Raw genomic sequence first — 18,155 nt, forward strand, 5'->3', positions numbered from 1 at the left:
TTCGACATCTTGATACTTCCTGCCTAATCAATGGAGTGTTGCGAACTGATCCGGCTCAGGCCGAATCTCCAATGTCTGTGCGTACAATTATTTTTGTGTACACAAGACAAAACCATAAAAGCCAACCGTCAGTTAAGCCGGTCAATTCGCACCCATAATGGTTTCAGCCTGGACAGCTTCCCCATCTCCATGTGCCCTGACCGACTGATTAACCGGTAATCATCGGCAGGTTCAGGCCTTGTTCCTTGGCGCAGTCGATCGCGATCTGGTAACCCGCATCGGCGTGACGCATAACGCCGGTCGCCGGGTCGTTGTGCAGGACGCGAGCGATACGCTCGGCCGCTTCGTCCGTACCGTCGCAGACAATCACCATGCCCGAGTGCTGGGAGAAGCCCATGCCGACGCCGCCGCCGTGGTGCAGGGAAACCCAGGTCGCGCCGCTCGCGGTGTTCAGCAGGGCGTTGAGCAGTGGCCAGTCGGACACAGCGTCGGAACCGTCTTGCATCGACTCGGTTTCGCGGTTCGGGCTGGCTACCGAACCGGAGTCCAGGTGGTCGCGACCGATGACGATTGGCGCGGACAATTCACCGCTGCGAACCATTTCGTTGAACGCCAGACCGAGCTTGGCGCGCAGGCCCAGGCCAACCCAGCAGATACGTGCCGGCAAACCCTGGAAGCTGATGCGCTCGCGGGCCATGTCCAGCCAGTTGTGCAGGTGCGCGTCGTCCGGGATCAGTTCTTTGACCTTGGCGTCGGTCTTGTAGATGTCTTGCGGATCGCCCGACAGTGCAGCCCAACGGAATGGACCGATGCCGCGGCAGAACAGCGGACGGATGTAAGCCGGGACGAAGCCTGGGAAGTCGAATGCGTTTTCCACGCCTTCTTCTTGCGCCATCTGACGGATGTTGTTGCCGTAGTCGAAGGTCGGTACGCCCATTTTCTGGAAGTCCAACATCGCTTGAACGTGCACCGCCATCGATTGCTTGGCGGCTTTCACCACGGCGGCCGGCTCGGTCTTGGCGCGAGCGCGGTACTCTTCCCAAGTCCAGCCGGCTGGCAGGTAGCCGTTGAGCGGATCGTGGGCGCTGGTCTGGTCGGTGACCATGTCCGGGCGCACGCCGCGCTTGACCAGTTCCGGCAGGATTTCAGCAGCGTTGCCCAGCAGGGCGATGGAAATCGCCTTGCCTTCCTTGGTGTATTTGGCGATGCCGGCCAGCGCGTCGTCGAGGTCGGTGGCTTGTTCATCGACATAACGGCTGTTCAGACGGAAATCGATGCTGACCTGCTGGCATTCGATGTTCAGCGAGCAAGCGCCGGCCAGGGTCGCGGCCAAAGGCTGAGCGCCGCCCATGCCGCCGAGGCCGGCAGTCAGGACCCAACGACCGGTGAGGTTGTCGTTGTAGTGTTGGCGACCGGCTTCAACGAAGGTTTCGTAGGTGCCTTGAACGATGCCCTGGGTGCCGATGTAGATCCACGAACCGGCGGTCATCTGGCCGTACATGGTCAGCCTCTGGCCTGCTCGAGCTTGCGTTGAACTCGTGGCCACGCTCGCCCAGTGCCCCGACGAGGTTGGAATTGGCGATCAGCACCCGTGGCGCCCAGGTGTGGGTGCTGGAAGACCCCGACCGGCTTGCCGGACTGCACGAGCAGGGTCTCGTCGTCGTTCAGGTCTGGTCAGGCTTTGCAACGATCTTGTCGTACGCATTCCCAGTTACGCGCTGCACTGACCGATACCACCGTAAACCACCAGTTCTTTAGGGTTCTCGGCGACTTCGGGGTCGAGGTTGTTCATCAACATGCGCAGCGGCGCTTCAGTCATGCCAGCTCTTGGCGGTCAATTTGTTACCGCGGGCAGCGCGGATTTCGACGTCACGCCGCTTTGTAAACGTAGGCGTAGGTTTCTGGGTATTGTCAGTCACGAAAAAGACTCCTCAGCAATCAATCCAAACCAACCCTGGCAGTGGGCAAACAGTGGACGATGGTCGAGTCTCCGTGACTCATACTCATACGTCTTTACTTGTACATACAAGCATATGCAATCAAGCGGCCAACTTGTTGGTGTGGCGTTCAATAAAACTCGGGTTTTTGCTGAAACGCCCTTGATACAAGGGTTTGCCGGGAGGCGTTTTTTTTCTGAGGTTTTTTGCGGCGGGGGGCGATTGTTACTTGAGCCTGGAATTGCGCCACTCTGGGGCGCTCGGTGACAGTTTGGGAGAATTTAGTGCGCGTTGGGAAACAGTTGGAGCCCATGAGTGTGTGGCGAGGAGGGAGGGTGCGCGGCACTGCAAAGCCCGGATTCGGTTCCAGGCTCGGCCCCAAGGCAATCCTTCAGTCGTCGAGAAGCCGCGAAACGCATCCTCTTGACGGCCAAAGGACAGCCCTGGAGTACAACCGTTTTACTTCAGGGTTTTCTGCACCGTGGCCAGGATTTCACCACTGCGTACCTGTTCGGTAACACTCACCATGTCCAAATAGAATGCACGATCATTGTCGGCGACCGGCACTCGGCTACGCACCAGATCATAAACGGCCTTGGTGACACTGGAAGCCTTGTGCACATCATGGAAGTCCAAGGCTTGGCAGCCCACCAGCAGTTCAATCGCCAGCACCGACTCAAGTTTTTCGGAAACCTTGTAAGCCTTGATGACGGCGTTATAGGCGAGGCTGACCAGATCCTCCTGGTTGCCGCAGGTCGAGAAACTGTCAACAGAAGAAGGGAACGACAGCGTCTTCATTTCCGCATACAGGCCAGCGGCCGTGTATTGAAGGATCATGTACCCGCTGTTAAGGCCCGGGTTGCGTACCAGGAAGGCCGGCATTTCACTGAAGTGCGAGTTGACCATGCGGTCGATACGGCGCTCGGAAATCTTCGCCAGGCTGGCCAGCGCCACGCACAACGAATCCGCTGACATGCCGATGTAGGTGCCGTCGAAGTTGGCGCCTGAGATGGCAATGCCGTCGCCGTCATCAAGCGGGTAGATGACCGGGTTGTCGCCCGAGGAGTGAATTTCGTTTTCGATATTTTCCCGGGCGTGATCAATGAATTTTTTCGAAGCACCATGCACCTGGGGAATGGCGCGCAGGCTGTAGGCGTCCTGAAGTCGGTAATCGATGTTTTCGGCGACCAGTTGGCTATCGTGCAGCATTGCTTTTATATGCTTGGCAGTTTGCGCCTGTTCTTTGTGTGCCTTGACCGAATGATAGCGAGGGTCGAATGCGCGAATCGTGCCCTTTAACGCTTCAAGCGAAAGCGCCGCGGCGACATCGGCAACGGAGGCTGTCTGCATGGCGTTGTAGAGCGCCAGAATAGCGATAGCTGTAACTGACGTGGTGCCATTGAGCATGGCTAATCCTTCTTTGCACTGCAGGTCTGTCGGTTGCAGGCCGACCTGTTCAAGTGCAGTGGCGCCATCCACCCATTCGCCGCCGTTGACCCTGGCTTTGCCTTCGCCCAGCAGTACCAATGCCAGGTGCCCCTCGACTGCCAAATAGCCCACCGAGCCCTCGCCTGGCGCAAACGGCACCACTTCGTTGTTGAGCAGGCTGGCAATCAGCTCCAACAACTCCAGGCGCACCCCGAAAAACCTTTGCCAAGACTGATCAGAATCATCAACTGGATAGCACGAACCTGTTCACGCTTTAGCGGCTCGCCCACTGCGACGGCGTGGGAGCGCACGATGTTGACCTGAAGCTCCTTGGCATTCTGCGGCGAAATCACGTGCCGAACGTTATCGCCGAACCCTGTGGTCACTCCATAGACCAAGCGATTCTCTTCGAGGAAACGCTCAACCAAACCACGGGATTTTTTCACGCGGTTCTTGTAGGTCTCGGAAAACGACACCTTGGCTGAATAACGGGAAACAGCTACGAACTCTTCGATGGAAGGTTCTCTACCACCGAGGACGACCTGAGTGATCTGCTGAGGATGAGCTTTCATTGCGAACTCCCAAAAAACCAAATGATTGAGGGTGCCGGGCCGACTGAGCTGTCAGCCCGATTGAGTGCGCAAGAAGACTAAAACGATTTAATAATTAAGAAAATATGGTAATTTCTGTCAGTTTTATTAGAAAAACTAAACATAAAATACTTTCGAGACCTTCGCATCGCCATGAGCCGCTTACCGCCCTTACGAGCCCTCCAAATATTCGAAACCGTTGGTCACTGCGGCGGTATATCCCAAGCCGCAAAGCGATTGAACATCTCTGTGGGCGCGGTGAGTCAGCAGATGAAGTTGCTTGATGAGGCGCTGGGCATGAGCTTGACGGTCAAGGAGGGACAGCGCTTGCGACTGAATGCCATTGGCCAGCGTTTTCATGCGCGGTGTTCTATCGCGTTTGAAGAATTGAGAGCCGCCGTTTCCGAAGTAGAGCGTTCGAAAAACCCCAACAATTTGTATGTCAGTGGCCTGCCTTCGCTCATGACCAAGTGGCTGGCGCCGCTCACTTACGAATGGCGGCACGAGGATGGTGATCTCGACATCTATCTCGATGGCACGCTGGCAGATACTTCGGAGGAGGAAAACGCAGATTTTCGTATCGGCTATGGCGAACCTGGCCAATATGCCGGGCATAGCGTTGTGCTGTTCCGCGATTGTGTGGTGCCGGCATGTTCACCGACGCTTTTAGGCCATCCGGGCAATGTGGAACACGCCGGTGACCTGCTCCAATACCCACTTATCCGTATCGATTCGCGGCCGAAATTTGACTCACCCCCTCATGGGCCGAATGGTTTGAACTGGAGGGCGCTGCCGTCGAGCAGACGATTGCCATACGTCGTAGCTTTTCTTCGTCCAGCATGGCTATTCAAGCCGCCATCGATCACCAGGGAATAGTGCTGGCGCAGTTTTCGATGATAGCCCGTGACATCGATGAAGGGCGCTTGATCATTCCTTGGCAGCGAGCCATGCCGCTGCCCTCGCCGTATTACCTGAGTTGGCACCCGAATACTTTGCAGAAAGCGCAATGCCGGGCATTTCAACGCTGGCTGATTGGCCGAGGGAGAGCACAAGAGAACATTACCGACGCCTTGATAGCGGCACAGCCCGCTGGCAAAAAATGATTCGCAACCACAGGGTGCTAGCGGGTTTCGAGCTTTGACAATCAGGGCCGATTGCACACCGGGCCAACACGCGTGAGCGCAACGGCATAAGTCAGCACGTTTGATTATTGGACAGGGAAAGTTCACCCGGTCGATGCTGGGGATCATCTTGAATAGGGAGTGTTTGCCGACCCGGCAACCGCCGGCACCACCGATCGGGAAAAGGCCATCGTGCAGTTCGCCATTGACCTGCCCCTGGAGCCGGCGTCGCTGAACGCCAGTCACATCCTCACGCTTCGCGATCAAGGGCTGGACGATGCACATGTTTTGGATCTGATCCACGCGATCTTGATTTTCGTCTGGGCCAATCGACTGATGTTGAATCTCGGTGAGCCGGTGTTTACCTCTCCATAGCACCCATCAAGCGGATTTTTGCTTAGAACAGCAAACCCATCAAGGACGCTTTGACTGCTGCTTCGGCTTTGTTCGATGCTTGAAGTTTGCGCATGGAATTAACCAAATGAAATTTCACGGTCCGCGTGTCGATATTTAGAATAATGCTGATTTCGACATAGGTTTTTCCAACGGCCGTCCATTTCAAGGTTTCTTTTTCGCGTGCGGTCAGTGGCCTATACATCTCAGGTATGCTTTTTTCGGAAAAAAACGCGTCATGGACTCATGCACTAACTGGGTCAGCCAAATTAACTTGGTTTCTTTATTTTCCAGTTCTGTCGGTGAAATATATTCACTGGAACGGGAAACGGAGAGTAAGCCAATGCTGTTGAATCCGCGTTGCGAAGAAAGACACCAGCCATGATTGAGGTTGTAATGTCGCGCTTCTTCCCAGAATTTCAGACTTTGACTTTGCTGTTCAGCAGACCAAGTCATGGGGATGGAGCGTGTTAGCCCATGTTCAACGGTGGGGTCTTGGGAGAAATAATTTTCGGCTACATATCTTTTTTCCCAAGGGGCGGGATAGTTTGAAAGTAGAAAGTATTGCGGGGATGTTAACGGCAAGTGGGTTTTTAGTCCGTAGGAACAGAACTCGAACCCCAAGTTGGAAGTTATTTTAATCAGTTCATTGAATAATTCATTTTCTGAGCAGCAGCCAGAAACTAACTCAATGAAGTCTTCGCGCCATTCTTTCACCAATATTACCTTCCGTGGTCAGCGCCCTTAGTGAGAAGGGCGGCGGCTATTATACAGAATTGGAGCGCGGCAGGGAGGTAGCCCTGATTTGTATCGGTTTTGATGTATGCAGCGGCAACGCCACGTTCGGTAAGGGCTGTAGCCCAGATGACTCTCCTGCAAGGGCGCAGTAGTGCGCTATATTTTTTAGTACTGAAGTGCTAGAAAGTCCGTATTTTTAAGTTCCGGAGTTTTTGCCCGCGCCACAGAGGTGACAGCACTTTCAACTCGTCCAGCTAAAAAATTAATCATTATCGAGCGATCGGTGTTGCTCGTTATTGGATGTTGATTTAATTAACCTGCCCATTTGGGCAGCTACTAACACAGCATTCGATTTGTTGTACTGGTTAAATAATATTTGCTGAGTGACTGTCATGCTAACTGCGGTAACAGGGGCTGTTAGTGATCTATTGCCTGGGATGGCTTTTGCGCTCGCTAAATATAGATGTCAGGTGTTCGTTAAAGAGTTAGGGTGGCCGTTGCATTGTGAAGCTGGGGGTGTAGCCCCGAATCCAAAGAACAGTTTGAAATCGCTTCGCGCAATATATGAAAACATATCGGCGCTGATTGCCGAGCATGACGCTAAAATTGTCGGCTTTACTATGTTCGCACCCGCCATGAATGAGCACGGGTTGTACGGTCGCGCTTTTTACGGGCGTCGCGCCTGAGTATCAACGAAAAGGATTGTCGATAGCGCTGATCTTAAAGTTGTCTGCTGTCGCGTTGAACAAGGTCGGTCGTAGCAAAATCGGCCTGCCCTGGATGGTGGAGGATAACGTCATGGTTCTTCGAACGATGCGCCATCTCACCCGGGACGGTATTTGCAGTGAAAGAGCCTATCGCATTTATAGATATACCGCGCCGGTAGAATGAGAGCCTTATGCGTATTGATGACGTTGCATTAAAATCGAAAGAGTTGGGTTATTACACATATTTTCCTCAAGTCCGTTCAGCCTGTGGTCGGGACATGACGCTCGCTGATGGTCGGAAAATGTTGAGCTTTGCATCGTGCGATTATTTAGGGCTTTCAAATCACGAGCGCATGAAGGAATCAGCTATTGCTGCCATTCGGGAATACGGTTCAAACATCGGCGGCCCCATGATTTTCAGTGGTTTCACCGAATACCACGAGCGTCTGCAAAATGGCTTTAACGAATTGTATGCAGGACGTACATCGCTCATGTTTACTACCTCATATCAGGCGAATTTTGGTGTTATTCCATTGGCCGCCGAGCGTGCTGACCTGATTTTGTTGGACCAGTTGTCACATGTGTCGATCTGGGACGGCGTGAAATTGTCGGGCTGTCCATTCAGGGCCTACATTCATGCCAATGTCGAAATGCTCGAGCAATTAGTTCGACTGAATCAAGACAAGAGAATTTTGATCATTACCGACGGGGTTTTCTCGGCAGACGGTGATGTCGCCGACCTCAGAAAAATCACCCGGTTGAAACAGATCCATCCGAGCCTCGAAATCTACATCGATGATGCTCACGGTGTCGGTATGTTGGGCGGCTCAGGCCAAGGGGCCTGCGAATCGGCTGGAGTGGTCTCGGATATCGATTACATCGTCGGCACCATGAGCAAAGCCTTTGGCTCATCCGGTGGGTTCGTTGTATTCAAGGATGAGGCGTTCGCTGAAAGAGTCCGGTTCCGTTGCCCTACCTACAACGGTTCCCAATCGGTTTCACCGGGTGTCGCTTCAGCTTCATGCACGGCACTAGAGATCAACGCTACGGAAGGGGTTGTACGTCGGCATCAACTTGCTGAACTCACCCGCTATACACATGAGAAAATTGACTCACTTGGCGTTGATAAGCTCTATTCGAAGACTGCCGTGATCCCGGTGATATTCAAAGATCCGATGGAGGCCGCCCGGGTCAATGCCGAGTTGGTTGGTAAAGGGATCATGGGTTCACTGTTCGTGCCGCCCTTTGTGCCGAATCATCAATCCAGGATCAGATTGTGTCTGACGTACAACCACACCATTGCCGACGTGGATTACTGTGTTGATGCATTGGGAAAAATTATTTAAGTAGCCTATATTTGTCCGCTAGTCGTAACGGTGCGGTGCAGATCCGCCTATTACTCAAGCTATCGATGAAGTGGTAACAAAATGGTCCAGGTGGGTTCGGCTCTGTTAGGTATTGTTTTTTCTATTTTATGCTGTGCAAAGGTTTGGGGCTGTTAGTCATCAATAAAAGAGTGCGGGGCAACTATACGAGCAAGGTTGGGCATTTTGCGATGTTTCTGCTGCCCAGCCTGTTTTTCGCGTTATTCAATATTTAGAGTACTCATGAGTGATTGCTGTTATCTGTGGTGTCCACCGCTATTCTATTCTTGGCCATGTGTGGATGGTTGCGTCGGCGCTATCTTACGGCTCAGCATATGTTTGCGAGTATAGATCGGCCCGAAGACGCACCGCATACACTTTCCTGGTTGGTGAGCCCAACCGTGCTGTGTGCCATTTTTCTTCTTGCTCTTACCCTGACGGAAGCAAAGTCCGCTAATACGTGGGATACACCGTTTCTGTTTATTGTCGATAACGGGATTGTAACGGGGGTCTATTTGCTGTGATTTATTTAATACGACACGCCTCACCGCTGGTCAATTACGAGCGCTGCAACTCCGCCTCGGCCAAAGTGCTTCTGGATGAATATAACCAGACCTCACGTATCGATGAGGATGAAATTACCGGTTTCTTGAACCAGCCGGACTTGTCGCAGCCATTGTTAGCATCTGAGGCCAGCGTCTTTTCCTCCCCGGTCAACAGAGCCTATGCAACGGCGTGCAGGCTGTTTGAGGTTGCGCGTATTCAACAGGATAGCCGGTTACAAGAATACGACCTGCGGTTAAGCGCCATTCCCTTCCTGAAAATGGGGTTAAGGCAATGGTTCGCGTTGCACAGAATTCTGTGGTTGCTAGGGGTTTCGCTGGGAGCTGTTTCCCGAAAAGCAGAATACCTTCGGGCTGTAGGTGTCGCCGAGGAGCTTTACAAATCCAGCGCCGAGGCAGGGAAAACGATGATTGTCATATCCCACGGTATGTTCCTTAGAACCGTCAGGAAAACACTGCAAAAACAGGGCATGCAGGCCCGCACGATTTATCGCTCAGGGTGTTTCACGGTTGAATCTTTAACACCATGAAAGGGATTGCGCGCACGTGAAGAAGTTACTGCTTTTAAGGGCCAGTGGTTTTATTGGACGGGGTGTCTAGGAGGCTCTGACTCTGTCTTTGGTGGGCGCCTATCAGTTGGCCGAAATCGCGAATGGCCTCCGGCCCCAAAGTTTTGGGGTGATGGTGTGTGTTGATGTTCTGATTGTTGCTGAGGCGCTGAAACCAGGTATGGTTATTGTCGGTAAAAAATCACTCAAATGGTTGCCTCTGGTTGGGCAACTGTATTGGCTGACGGGCAGTCTGTTCATTGACAGAAACAGCCCCCGGGCTTCTATTCTGAGCTTGCGCAAAATTAGCAAGAGTGTGGTTGCAGACAATACTTCCATCTGGATCTTTCCTGAAGGTACCCGAAACAACGGTGGGGAAATGCTGCCTTTCAAGGCAGGGGCCTTTCGGATTGCCAAGGACATGGGCGTGGGGATCATTCCCGTTACGATCAGTCCTGCTGTTGGGAGTATCGCTTACAACTCATTGCGCTCTACTGAAGTCAGTATCGTCGCCCATCAACCCATTGAGGCGGATGAGGTCGCAAGCATGAGTGCCAAGGAACTGGCTCGTTACACACGGGAGATCATCAACAATATGATCCCGGTCATTTAGTTGGGCGGCCCCCGCAAACCTATCCCTAAACCCTCTATTTTCGGGCTGTAAGAGCCTTGATGAGCTGCATCCCAAAGGTTGGATGCAACCGAAAAGCGCCCACTCAATCGAGTGGCGCTTTTATTTGCGCGTTTGGCGGGATTATCAGCCAGCGACTTGTGGCTGCATCTGCAGGTTGCCATCCACATCCTTGACCAACCCGCTGGCCAGAAACAGTGGGGCCAGCCGCTTGTGCAACTCGGGCTCGACAAACTCTTTGACGGTCGCCAGCGCCAGGTGGCCGTGAAGCTCCAGCTCCGCTTTGGTATACGACAGCCAGGCCTTCTTCAGCACCATTAGCACATCGCTACCGGCGGTGGATGCGAAGCGGCGGTTGAGCACTTGCCCGGCGAGGTTGAAAGTATGCGCGTTCTCGTAGCCGGTCTCGTCGCCAACGCTGTCGACACAACGGATGCAGGTACATTTACCCTCGCCGAAGGCCGCGCGCAGGTAGGTGTTGAAGTCCACGACAGGTTTGAGCCCCAGGCGTTTATCGACTTCGAACAAGTCCCCGGTCAGTTTTTCTTCAGTGCTCAACGTCAAATCCTCACAGTCATACGGCGTATTTTTACAGCGCTGCACAATACCAGCCGGATCGGCTTTGCGGGTATTTTCCGGGCGGCCAAAGGATCGCGAGCCAAAAAAGCCACTCAAGTGAGTGGCGTTTTTGTTTGGGCTACAGGGGTTGATCAGCTCAACCAATTCCCCCATCAACGTTGTACGTCTGCGCGACGATGTACTCACTCTCGGACGACGCCAGGAATATCGCCATGCCCGCCAGATCGTCTGCGGTGGCCATGCGTCCAAAAGGCACTTCCTCGCCAACCAGTTTTTTCTTCTCCCCGAGCGGTCGGCTTTCATATTTGGCGAACAACGCATCGACGCCATCCCAATGCTCGCCGTCGACCACACCCGGTGCAATGGCGTTGACGTTGATCCCATGTTTGATCAGATTCAGACCGGCCGATTGCGTGAGGCTGATCACCGCCGCTTTGGTCGCGCAATACACCGCCACCAGCGACTCACCCCGGCGACCGGCCTGGCTGGCCATGTTGATGATCTTGCCACCGTGCCCCTGGGCAACCATTTGCCGGGCGGCGGCCTGCAACGTGAACAGGGTGCCGGCGACGTTGATCGAGAACAGGCGCTCGTAGCTGTCGCGGGTGATGTCAGTGATTGGCGCCAGATCAAACAGCGCGGCGTTGTTGATCAGAATATCGAGCTTGCCGACTTTTGCGACGACGGCTGCAATGGCGGCGTCGATGGATGCCTGATTAGTAACATCCATCTCCACCGCATAGGCCTGGGAACCCAATTCGGCTGCGGTCGCTTGCGCCCGTTCCAGGTTGATATCGGCAATCGCGACGTTAGCACCCTCGCGGATGTAAGCCTGTGCGAAGGCTTTGCCGATGCCCCTGGCGGACCCGGTAATCAACGTGCTTTTTCCTTCCAGACGTTTCATTTCTTTCTCCGCTTATTGAAGCCATAGAGACGATCCAATGTGGGAGCGGGCTTGCTCGCGAAAGGGCCCCGTCAGTCAGCATTAATGTTGAATGACACACGGCATTCGCGAGCAAGCCCGCTCCCACATTGATTGCTACTTGGGGTACCCGGCGCGTTTCATCTCGCGTTCGGTGCTCTGTTGGGCATTGGCCAATGCTTGTTCAACCGACATCTGCCCGGTGAGGGCCGCAGACATCTGCTTGCCGACCGATGTGCCGATGGCCTGGAACTCGGGAATGGTCACGTACTGGATGCCGACGTAGGGCACAGGCTGGGCGGACGGATGCGCTGGGTCGGCGTTCTGCATCATTTGCAGCGTGACCTTGGCGAAGGGCGCGGCCTGCAAGTAAGCGTCGCTGTAGGTCGACTTCCGGGTGCCCGGCGGTACGTTGGTGATGCCATCCTTCTCGGCGACCAGCTGGATGTATTCCTTGGAGGTGGCCCAAGTCACGAAGGCTTTTGCAGCTAATTTGTGTTGGGAGCTGGTCGGGATGGCCAACGACCAGGCATACAGCCACGATGAACCCTTGTCCGTGACCTCGGTGGGCGCCGCAACGAAGCCGGCCTTGTCGGCGACATTGCTCTGGGTTTTGTCTGTGATGAAGGAACCCGCCACACTGGCATCGACCCACATCGCGCACTTGCCGCTGTTGAACAGGGCCAGGGTCTCGTTGAAACCATTGCTCGAGGCACCCGGCGGGCCGTAACGCTTCAGCGTATCGACGTAGAAGTTGGCAGCGGCGGTCCATTCAGGTCCGGTGAGTTGCGGTTGCCACTTTTCGTCGAACCAGCGCGCACCAAAGGCATTGGCCATGGTCGAGAGCAACGCCATGTTTTCACCCCAGCCGGCCTTGCCGCGCAGGCACATGCCGTATTGCTCTTTGTCCGGATGGTTCAGCTTGCCGGCAAACTCGCCGAGCTGGGTCCAGGTCGGGTGCTCGGGCATGCTCAGCCCGGCGTCCTTGAACAGGTCGGTGCGGTAATAAGTGACCGTGCTTTCGCCATAGAACGGCAGGGCGTAGAGCGTGTCGTTGAGCGAAAGCCCCTGGCGCACCGAAGGAAAGATGTCCTCGACGTCATAGCTGGCGGGCAGGTCCTTCATCGGTTCCAGCCAGCGCTTTGCCGCCCACAGCGGCGTTTCGTAAGTGCCAATGGTCAGCACGTCAAATTGACCGCCCTGAGTGGCGATGTCGGTGGTCAGGCGTTGGCGCAAGACATTCTCCTCCAGCACCACCCAATTGAGCTTGATGTCGGGGTGCGAAGCCTCGAAGGTTTTCGAGAGCTTTTGCATGCGGATCATGTCGCTGTTGTTCACTGTGGCGATGGTGACGGTTTCGCCGGCCTGGCAGAGCAGGGCGAAGGAAATACCGGCGGACAGGAATAGGACGTTGGGCAATAGCTTCATCGTGTTCTCCGCTCTGCGGCGTGGGCAGCAGAATCTTTTATTGTTGTAATCCGGGATGGCGAACCGATTACAACAGCTACCCACGTGCCCAACAAATGAACGGCATACGCACTACTGATACTTTTTTAACCGAGCACTTGCGCGGCAAAAAGTATCAGTCACCACCGCTTATAGGGCTAGGCAACCCATACGCTTTGGTGTGAACCTTGGGCCAACGCTTGCCGGAGACTGTCCACAGTGACGAGCCAATACACAAAAACGGACAAACCGCCCGCGCTCGAAGTCATTCTCAACGAGCCACAGCACAGCTTTCGCTGGTATCAGCATGACTATCCCTTCGATCTGGCGCGCTGGAATCATCATCCCGAGTTCGAGATCCATCTGATTCGCGAAGGCAGCGGTCGGCTGTTGGCGGGTGATTACATCGGCCTGTTCGAGGCCGGCCATGTGGCGCTGATCGGGCCGGGCCTGCCGCACGACTGGATCAGCGATCTGGGTAAAGGCGAGCTGATTGCGGGGCGTGACGTGGTGTTGCAGTTCGACGGCCAGGCGCTGATGCAACTGCGCAACCTGGTGCCTGAGCTCAATGAGTTGCAGAGCCTGTTCCGGCAAGCGGCCCGGGGAATCGAGTTTGGTGGCGTTACCCGAAAGAAAGCCGCCGAGCTTCTGGAACAGATCGGGTTGAGCCAGGGGTTTGAGCGGTTGTGCCTGTTTTTGTCGTTGCTGCAACTGCTGGCCTCAGCGCCTGAAGCCGAAAGAAAGACCCTCGCCAGCCTGCAATACGCGCCGATGCTCGACGCCTTGACGGCCCAGCGCATGAGCATCGTTTTTGACTACATCCTCAACGACCTCGCCGACGAACTGCGGCTGTCCGTCATCGCCCAGCGTCTGGACATGAGCGAACCGGCGTTTTCCAAGTTCTTCAAGCGTGCCACCGGCCACACCTTCGTCGACCTGACCCGCAAGCTGCGGGTGCAGCGAGCCTGCCGGTTGTTGGCGCAAAGCGGCTTGAGTGTCGCCAACATCTGCTTTGAGGTGGGTTACGCCAATCTGTCGAATTTCAATCGGCACTTTCGGCATGAAATGCAGGAGACGCCGAGCGAATATCGGCAGCGGTTGCAAAAGGCCGTGGCGGCCGGTTAAAGAATCCCGGCAATCACGTACTGGATCAGCGCGTAAAGCTCGCCTGAATCTGGTGCATTGCTCACAGCTGCTCGCGGGCGTGTTGTTTGATCCAGGTTATATCAAGGCCGCGCAAATAGAGTGCAGTTGTGGGCATTTTATAACAACTAGATAAATTCGATAGATAACGCGTTTTAATTCTCCGCGGTCATAAATTCAATCGCGAAAAAAGAGAATAGGGCGCCCGCGTGCCCTCATCAGTTTAAATACTCAAAATAATTATCAGACCTTTCAGTCGAGAGCGTCTAACGGAGGATTAATGGATTTTTGGACGACCCTGCAAGTATTGATTTTAGGGATGGTTGAAGGCCTCACGGAATTTTTACCCGTCTCCAGTACAGGTCATCAGATTATTGCCGCGGATTTGCTCGACTTCGGCGGAGAGCGAGCCATGGCCTTTAATATCATCATTCAGTTGGGGGCTATCCTGGCTGTCGTCTGGGAGTTTCGCCGCAAAATTCTCGAGATCATCACGGGCTTGCCAACCGAGCTTAATGCTCAACGTTTCAGCCTGAATGTGTTGATCGGATTCTTGCCGGCCGTTGTACTGGGGGTGATGTTTGCCGACAGCATCCATGCACATCTTTTTAATCCGATCACGGTGGCCATAGCGCTGGTGGTGGGCGGGATTGTCATGTTGTGGGCTGAACAACGTGAACATGTGGTGCGCATCGTTCACATTGACGATATGCGCTGGACCGATGCCTTGAAGGTCGGTTTTGCACAGTGTCTGGCGATGATCCCCGGCACTTCGCGCTCCGGGTCGACGATTATCGGCGGGCTGCTGTTTGGTCTGTCACGCAAGGTGGCTACCGAGTATTCGTTTTTTCTGGCGATGCCGACGATGGTCGGGGCCGCGGTTTACTCCGGCTTCAAATATCGCCATTTGTTCCAGGCCAGCGACCTGCCGGTGTTTATCTTGGGGTTTGTGGTGGCATTCTTCTTCGCGATGATTGCCGTACGTGGTTTGCTCAAATTCATCGCTAACCATAGCTATGCCGTGTTTGCCTGGTATCGGATCGGGTTTGGCTTGCTGATTTTGGTAACCTGGTGGTTGGGCTGGATTCAATGGTCTGATCAACCCTAGGCAAGCCGATCCCCTGCGGCTGGAAGAGCAGGGGGGTTATCTGCCGTTGCAGGACGCCAGCCGAAGCTTGCTGATGCCTGCCAGCGGCAGGCTGATTCGCTGTTCACGGTGCAGAAAGTTCATCAGCAGCAACACGCGTTCCTCACCCTCCATGGCCAGGAACACTGCTTCGAGTTCGGCAAACGGGCCTTCATTGATGCGCACGTTTTCCCCAGGTTTCAATAGTGTTGTCACGATGGCCTGGTTGTCCCGCTCCTGGAGATCGTCGATCAGCGTATCGCTGATTGGCATTGGATGACCGCCGAATGCGACGACTCGTGACACGCCACGGGTCGAACGCAGAGGGCTCCAGCTGTCTTGCTGGCTCAGTTGAATAAACAGGTAGCCAGGAAACAGCGACTCGCTGATCAGCTGTCGCCGCCCCTTTAAAATGCGCTCACGTTTGTAGGTCGAGCGAAAACAGGCATAGCCTTGGCGCTGCAGATGTTCTTCGGCGCGTTCGTCTTGCCGGGATTTGCACTGGACCAGATACCAGGCTTTGGCGGCGTGTTGTGCATTGGCGTTCATGCGACGTCCTTCGTGTCTATGTGTCGATGTTCAGTCGACCGGAGTAGCAGGCGGGCGACAGGGAACCCCATCGTCAGCCTGCGCCGCCTCGTGGTTTCAGTCTGTTGCTGCGTCGATCTGCTCCAGCAGCTCGACAGTTTTACGCTGCATCAACGTGATGTCGCCGCGACTTTCCACATTCAGGCACGTCGTGCCGCCATTACCCGAAAGGCACAAGCTGAAGCGCCAGTCTGCAAAAACCAGGCTCAGCCCGTCGTCCTCGTTGATTTCCAGCGCTTGGGTGATGTAGCAGTTCTTGATACTTGCCAGCAGCGTGGCGCCATCCTTGACCTCACGGCGAATCTCCCCGGAAGAAGGAAAGACGCCGATGCGCTCTACCAGCAACGCTGGCGTTTTCGGCGCGCGGGGGAAGATCAGCTCCGAGGCGTAGGCACGGACGATAAGGTACGCAAGGTTGTTTTTAAGGTCAGCGCCATACGGCTGGCGACTGTCACCGGCCTTGAAACCGCTCAATGTCTTCATAGAGGTTTCATTCCTCGGGAAGAGAGGTCGCGTTGATGGCACGCAATCTGACGCGGGGCCAGATCCATCACAGGTTGTTTTGATGCAGGTTTTCGAAGCAGAAATTGGTCGCTTCGATATACCCTTCGGCACCTCCGCAATCGAAGCGTCGGCCCTTGAATTTGTAAGCCAGCACACAACCGTCCTTGGCCTGTTTCATCAGCGCATCGGTAATCTGGATTTCACCGCCCTTGCCAGGTTCGGTGTCGGCGATCAGGTCAAAGATGTCGGGAGTCAGAATGTATCGGCCGATGATTGCCAGATTGGAAGGTGCGTCCTCCGGACGAGGTTTCTCAACCATGCTGCTGACCCGATAAATGCCCTCACTCAGCAACTGGCCGGCAATCACACCGTACTTTTGAGTCTGCTCGAGGGGGACTTCCTGGATCGCCACGATTGAACAGCGGTACTGCTCGTAGAGCTTGAGCATTTGCGCCAGTACGCCATCACCACCCAGGTTCAGGCACAGGTCGTCCGCCAGGACCACCGCGAAGGGTTCATCACCGATCAGCGGGCGACCGCTGAGAATGGCGTGCCCCAGGCCCTTCATCTCTACCTGACGGGTATAGGAAAAACTGCAGGTGTCGATCAGCTCCCGAGTACCGGCCAGAAACATCTCCTTATCGGTGCCGCGAATTTGATGTTCCAACTCGAAGCTGACATCGAAATGGTCTTCCAGCGCTCGCTTGCCGCGACCGGTGACGATGGCCATATGTTGCAGGCCGGCATCGCGCGCTTCCTCGACGGCGTACTGGATCAGCGGCTTGTTGACGATCGGCAGCATTTCCTTGGGCATGGCCTTGGTCGCGGGTAAAAAACGGGTTCCATAGCCGGCAGCGGGGAACAGACATTTACGAATCATGAAAGCGTCCTTGAAAGTAGACTTATGTATTGGCTAGTGGCAGTAAGAAAATTCGATCCAGGCTGGCGGAACCGGCAACGCTGGGTGATTGGGAGCACTAAGCACGACCAATCACTTGACAAAAAATGCTCGCAACGCGAACTGCTAGAACGGCTATACATTATCCATTCGCTAAGTACCGGGTAATTTAGATGGATCGCCCGCGGGAAAACCGCAACTGTTAGAAACTGTCTGAATAAATATCGGTGATTGCTAACTTCTGCTTGTCTTCAGGCTGAGGTGTTATTTTTTGTCCGGAGAAAAACTTGGGTGCAACTCAAGTGTCGTGGTAATAAATATGTCCTTGGTGTTGTAAAGCTGATGCTGCAATTCCTGGGCTTATAGAGGCTCAGGTTTATCCGTGGTTAAAAACTCTTATGTTCGGCAAGTGCATGTCACCGCCAATGTTGACAAGACGGGGAAATTTATCTTGCTTAAAAGGGTTTTGATTGTCTGTGTTGGCAATATATGCCGAAGCCCTACCGCGGAAAATCTACTGCGCGGGGCACTCGCTCATTCCGATATCCACGTCAGTTCAGCCGGTCTTGCCGCTTTGGTCGGTAAACCGATCGAGCCAACGGCGCGTGCGGTACTTGAAGCGCATGGTCATTCGCCCGATGAACACCAGGCCATTCAGCTTGAGCCTCAAGCGATCAGCGAGGCCGACCTGATTCTGGTCATGGAACGACAGCATGTCAGCGGCGTGCTCAACCTCGCCCCTGAAGCACGGGGCAAGGTGCTGATGCTTGGGAAATGGCAAGGCGAGCGCGAGATCGGCGACGCGCACACCGGCAAGGCAAACCCGCTTTTTTCACGCTTATGCGTTGATCGAAGAAGCCGTAAACGCATGGGCACAGCGCCTAGCACGCTGACGCCACTACTTTTTGAATCGTAATAAAGGCAAAGAA

15 protein-coding genes and 4 pseudogenes are annotated in these 18,155 nt (G+C 54.5%); 9 read left to right on the forward strand and 10 right to left on the reverse strand.

Annotated elements, in window-relative coordinates:
* Positions 1 to 208 precede the first annotated feature (208 nt).
* Together hutU and RHM58_RS24000 are read right to left on the reverse strand one after the other, a co-directional pair.
* Positions 209 to 1,919: pseudogene (hutU, locus tag RHM58_RS23995) on the reverse strand (urocanate hydratase).
* Between the two features lie 477 nt (positions 1,920 to 2,396).
* Positions 2,397 to 3,937, reverse strand: a pseudogene (locus tag RHM58_RS24000) (HAL/PAL/TAL family ammonia-lyase).
* Between the two features lie 171 nt (positions 3,938 to 4,108).
* Between RHM58_RS24000 and RHM58_RS24010 the strand changes: the two are divergent.
* From RHM58_RS24010 to RHM58_RS24020, 3 genes and pseudogenes are all read left to right on the forward strand, one after another.
* Positions 4,109 to 4,831: a LysR family transcriptional regulator gene (locus tag RHM58_RS24010; protein WP_322268366.1), complete on the forward strand. Its 723-nt coding sequence runs from the start codon at positions 4,109 to 4,111 to the stop codon at positions 4,829 to 4,831.
* A complete protein-coding gene (locus RHM58_RS24015) occupies positions 4,768 to 5,058 on the forward strand; it encodes a LysR substrate-binding domain-containing protein (RefSeq protein ID WP_322270892.1) in 291 nt (96 codons plus the stop codon). Before RHM58_RS24010 ends, RHM58_RS24015 begins: the two co-directional genes overlap by 64 nt.
* Positions 5,059 to 5,217: 159 nt before the next feature.
* Positions 5,218 to 5,451: pseudogene (locus RHM58_RS24020) on the forward strand (alkylhydroperoxidase); the annotation flags it as partial.
* Positions 5,452 to 5,473: 22 nt separating this feature from the next.
* Here the strand turns inward: RHM58_RS24020 and RHM58_RS24025 are convergent.
* The gene (locus tag RHM58_RS24025) at positions 5,474 to 5,674 is read right to left on the reverse strand and encodes a helix-turn-helix transcriptional regulator (RefSeq protein WP_322268367.1); all 201 of its coding nucleotides are present in this window, start codon (positions 5,672 to 5,674) and stop codon (positions 5,474 to 5,476) included.
* Positions 5,659 to 6,186 (reverse strand): autoinducer binding domain-containing protein, encoded by a 528-nt coding sequence (locus tag RHM58_RS24030; RefSeq protein ID WP_322268368.1) that lies wholly within the window; start codon positions 6,184 to 6,186, stop codon positions 5,659 to 5,661. The genes RHM58_RS24025 and RHM58_RS24030 overlap by 16 nt, the downstream gene beginning before the upstream one ends.
* Positions 6,187 to 7,105: 919 nt before the next feature.
* On the opposite strand from RHM58_RS24030, the gene RHM58_RS24035 reads away from it, so the two are divergent.
* From RHM58_RS24035 to RHM58_RS24045, 3 genes are all read left to right on the forward strand, one after another.
* Positions 7,106 to 8,260 carry an aminotransferase class I/II-fold pyridoxal phosphate-dependent enzyme gene (locus RHM58_RS24035; protein ID WP_322268369.1) on the forward strand — a complete coding sequence of 385 codons (1,155 nt, stop codon included), beginning with the start codon at positions 7,106 to 7,108 and terminating at the stop codon, positions 8,258 to 8,260.
* A gap of 538 nt (positions 8,261 to 8,798) precedes the next feature.
* A complete protein-coding gene (locus tag RHM58_RS24040; protein WP_201256935.1) occupies positions 8,799 to 9,371 on the forward strand; it encodes a phosphoglycerate mutase family protein in 573 nt (190 codons plus the stop codon).
* Between the two features lie 106 nt (positions 9,372 to 9,477).
* Entirely contained in the window at positions 9,478 to 10,002 is a 525-nt protein-coding gene (locus RHM58_RS24045; protein WP_322268370.1) for a lysophospholipid acyltransferase family protein, read from the forward strand.
* Positions 10,003 to 10,146: 144 nt separating this feature from the next.
* On the opposite strand, the gene RHM58_RS24050 is transcribed toward RHM58_RS24045, so the two are convergent.
* From RHM58_RS24050 to RHM58_RS24060, 3 genes are all read right to left on the reverse strand, one after another.
* Positions 10,147 to 10,578 (reverse strand): hypothetical protein, encoded by a 432-nt coding sequence (locus RHM58_RS24050; RefSeq protein ID WP_201256937.1) that lies wholly within the window; start codon positions 10,576 to 10,578, stop codon positions 10,147 to 10,149.
* 157 nt (positions 10,579 to 10,735) lie between these two features.
* The gene (locus tag RHM58_RS24055) at positions 10,736 to 11,503 is read right to left on the reverse strand and encodes an L-iditol 2-dehydrogenase (RefSeq protein ID WP_322268372.1); all 768 of its coding nucleotides are present in this window, start codon (positions 11,501 to 11,503) and stop codon (positions 10,736 to 10,738) included.
* A gap of 135 nt (positions 11,504 to 11,638) precedes the next feature.
* The gene (locus RHM58_RS24060) at positions 11,639 to 12,949 is read right to left on the reverse strand and encodes an ABC transporter substrate-binding protein (protein WP_322268373.1); all 1,311 of its coding nucleotides are present in this window, start codon (positions 12,947 to 12,949) and stop codon (positions 11,639 to 11,641) included.
* A gap of 237 nt (positions 12,950 to 13,186) precedes the next feature.
* Between RHM58_RS24060 and RHM58_RS24065 the strand changes: the two genes are divergently transcribed.
* Positions 13,187 to 14,092, forward strand: coding sequence for a helix-turn-helix domain-containing protein (locus RHM58_RS24065; RefSeq protein ID WP_201256940.1), 906 nt, complete (start codon positions 13,187 to 13,189; stop codon positions 14,090 to 14,092).
* Positions 14,093 to 14,390: 298 nt separating this feature from the next.
* On the forward strand, positions 14,391 to 15,218 hold the full coding sequence (locus RHM58_RS24070) for an undecaprenyl-diphosphate phosphatase (protein ID WP_322268374.1): 828 nt from the start codon (positions 14,391 to 14,393) through the stop codon (positions 15,216 to 15,218).
* Between the two features lie 36 nt (positions 15,219 to 15,254).
* On the opposite strand, the gene rfaH is transcribed toward RHM58_RS24070, so the two are convergent.
* From rfaH to galU, 3 genes are all read right to left on the reverse strand, one after another.
* Positions 15,255 to 15,785, reverse strand: a complete 531-nt coding sequence (gene rfaH / locus RHM58_RS24075) for a transcription/translation regulatory transformer protein RfaH (protein WP_201256942.1) — start codon at positions 15,783 to 15,785, stop codon at positions 15,255 to 15,257.
* 96 nt (positions 15,786 to 15,881) lie between these two features.
* Positions 15,882 to 16,307, reverse strand: coding sequence for a phosphomannomutase (locus tag RHM58_RS24080; RefSeq protein ID WP_201256943.1), 426 nt, complete (start codon positions 16,305 to 16,307; stop codon positions 15,882 to 15,884).
* 67 nt (positions 16,308 to 16,374) lie between these two features.
* Positions 16,375 to 17,208: a UTP--glucose-1-phosphate uridylyltransferase GalU gene (gene galU, locus RHM58_RS24085; protein WP_201256944.1), complete on the reverse strand. Its 834-nt coding sequence runs from the start codon at positions 17,206 to 17,208 to the stop codon at positions 16,375 to 16,377.
* 535 nt (positions 17,209 to 17,743) lie between these two features.
* Here galU and RHM58_RS24090 point away from each other — a divergent pair.
* Positions 17,744 to 18,119: pseudogene (locus RHM58_RS24090) on the forward strand (low molecular weight phosphotyrosine protein phosphatase).
* Positions 18,120 to 18,155 lie beyond the last annotated feature (36 nt).

The organism is Pseudomonas sp. 10S4 (assembly GCF_034344865.1).
In the GTDB taxonomy this organism is placed as follows: domain Bacteria; phylum Pseudomonadota; class Gammaproteobacteria; order Pseudomonadales; family Pseudomonadaceae; genus Aquipseudomonas.

Coding starts and splice junctions, on each gene's coding strand:
- RHM58_RS24025 (WP_322268367.1), bottom strand. CDS start 5,674: ATGTATAGGCCACTGACCGCACGCGAAAAAGAAACCTTGAAATGGACG.
- RHM58_RS24070 (WP_322268374.1), top strand. CDS start 14,391: ATGGATTTTTGGACGACCCTGCAAGTATTGATTTTAGGGATGGTTGAA.
- RHM58_RS24060 (WP_322268373.1), bottom strand. CDS start 12,949: ATGAAGCTATTGCCCAACGTCCTATTCCTGTCCGCCGGTATTTCCTTC.
- RHM58_RS24035 (WP_322268369.1), top strand. CDS start 7,106: ATGCGTATTGATGACGTTGCATTAAAATCGAAAGAGTTGGGTTATTAC.
- RHM58_RS24080 (WP_201256943.1), bottom strand. CDS start 16,307: ATGAAGACATTGAGCGGTTTCAAGGCCGGTGACAGTCGCCAGCCGTAT.
- rfaH (WP_201256942.1), bottom strand. CDS start 15,785: ATGAACGCCAATGCACAACACGCCGCCAAAGCCTGGTATCTGGTCCAG.
- RHM58_RS24055 (WP_322268372.1), bottom strand. CDS start 11,503: ATGAAACGTCTGGAAGGAAAAAGCACGTTGATTACCGGGTCCGCCAGG.
- galU (WP_201256944.1), bottom strand. CDS start 17,208: ATGATTCGTAAATGTCTGTTCCCCGCTGCCGGCTATGGAACCCGTTTT.
- RHM58_RS24010 (WP_322268366.1), top strand. CDS start 4,109: ATGAGCCGCTTACCGCCCTTACGAGCCCTCCAAATATTCGAAACCGTT.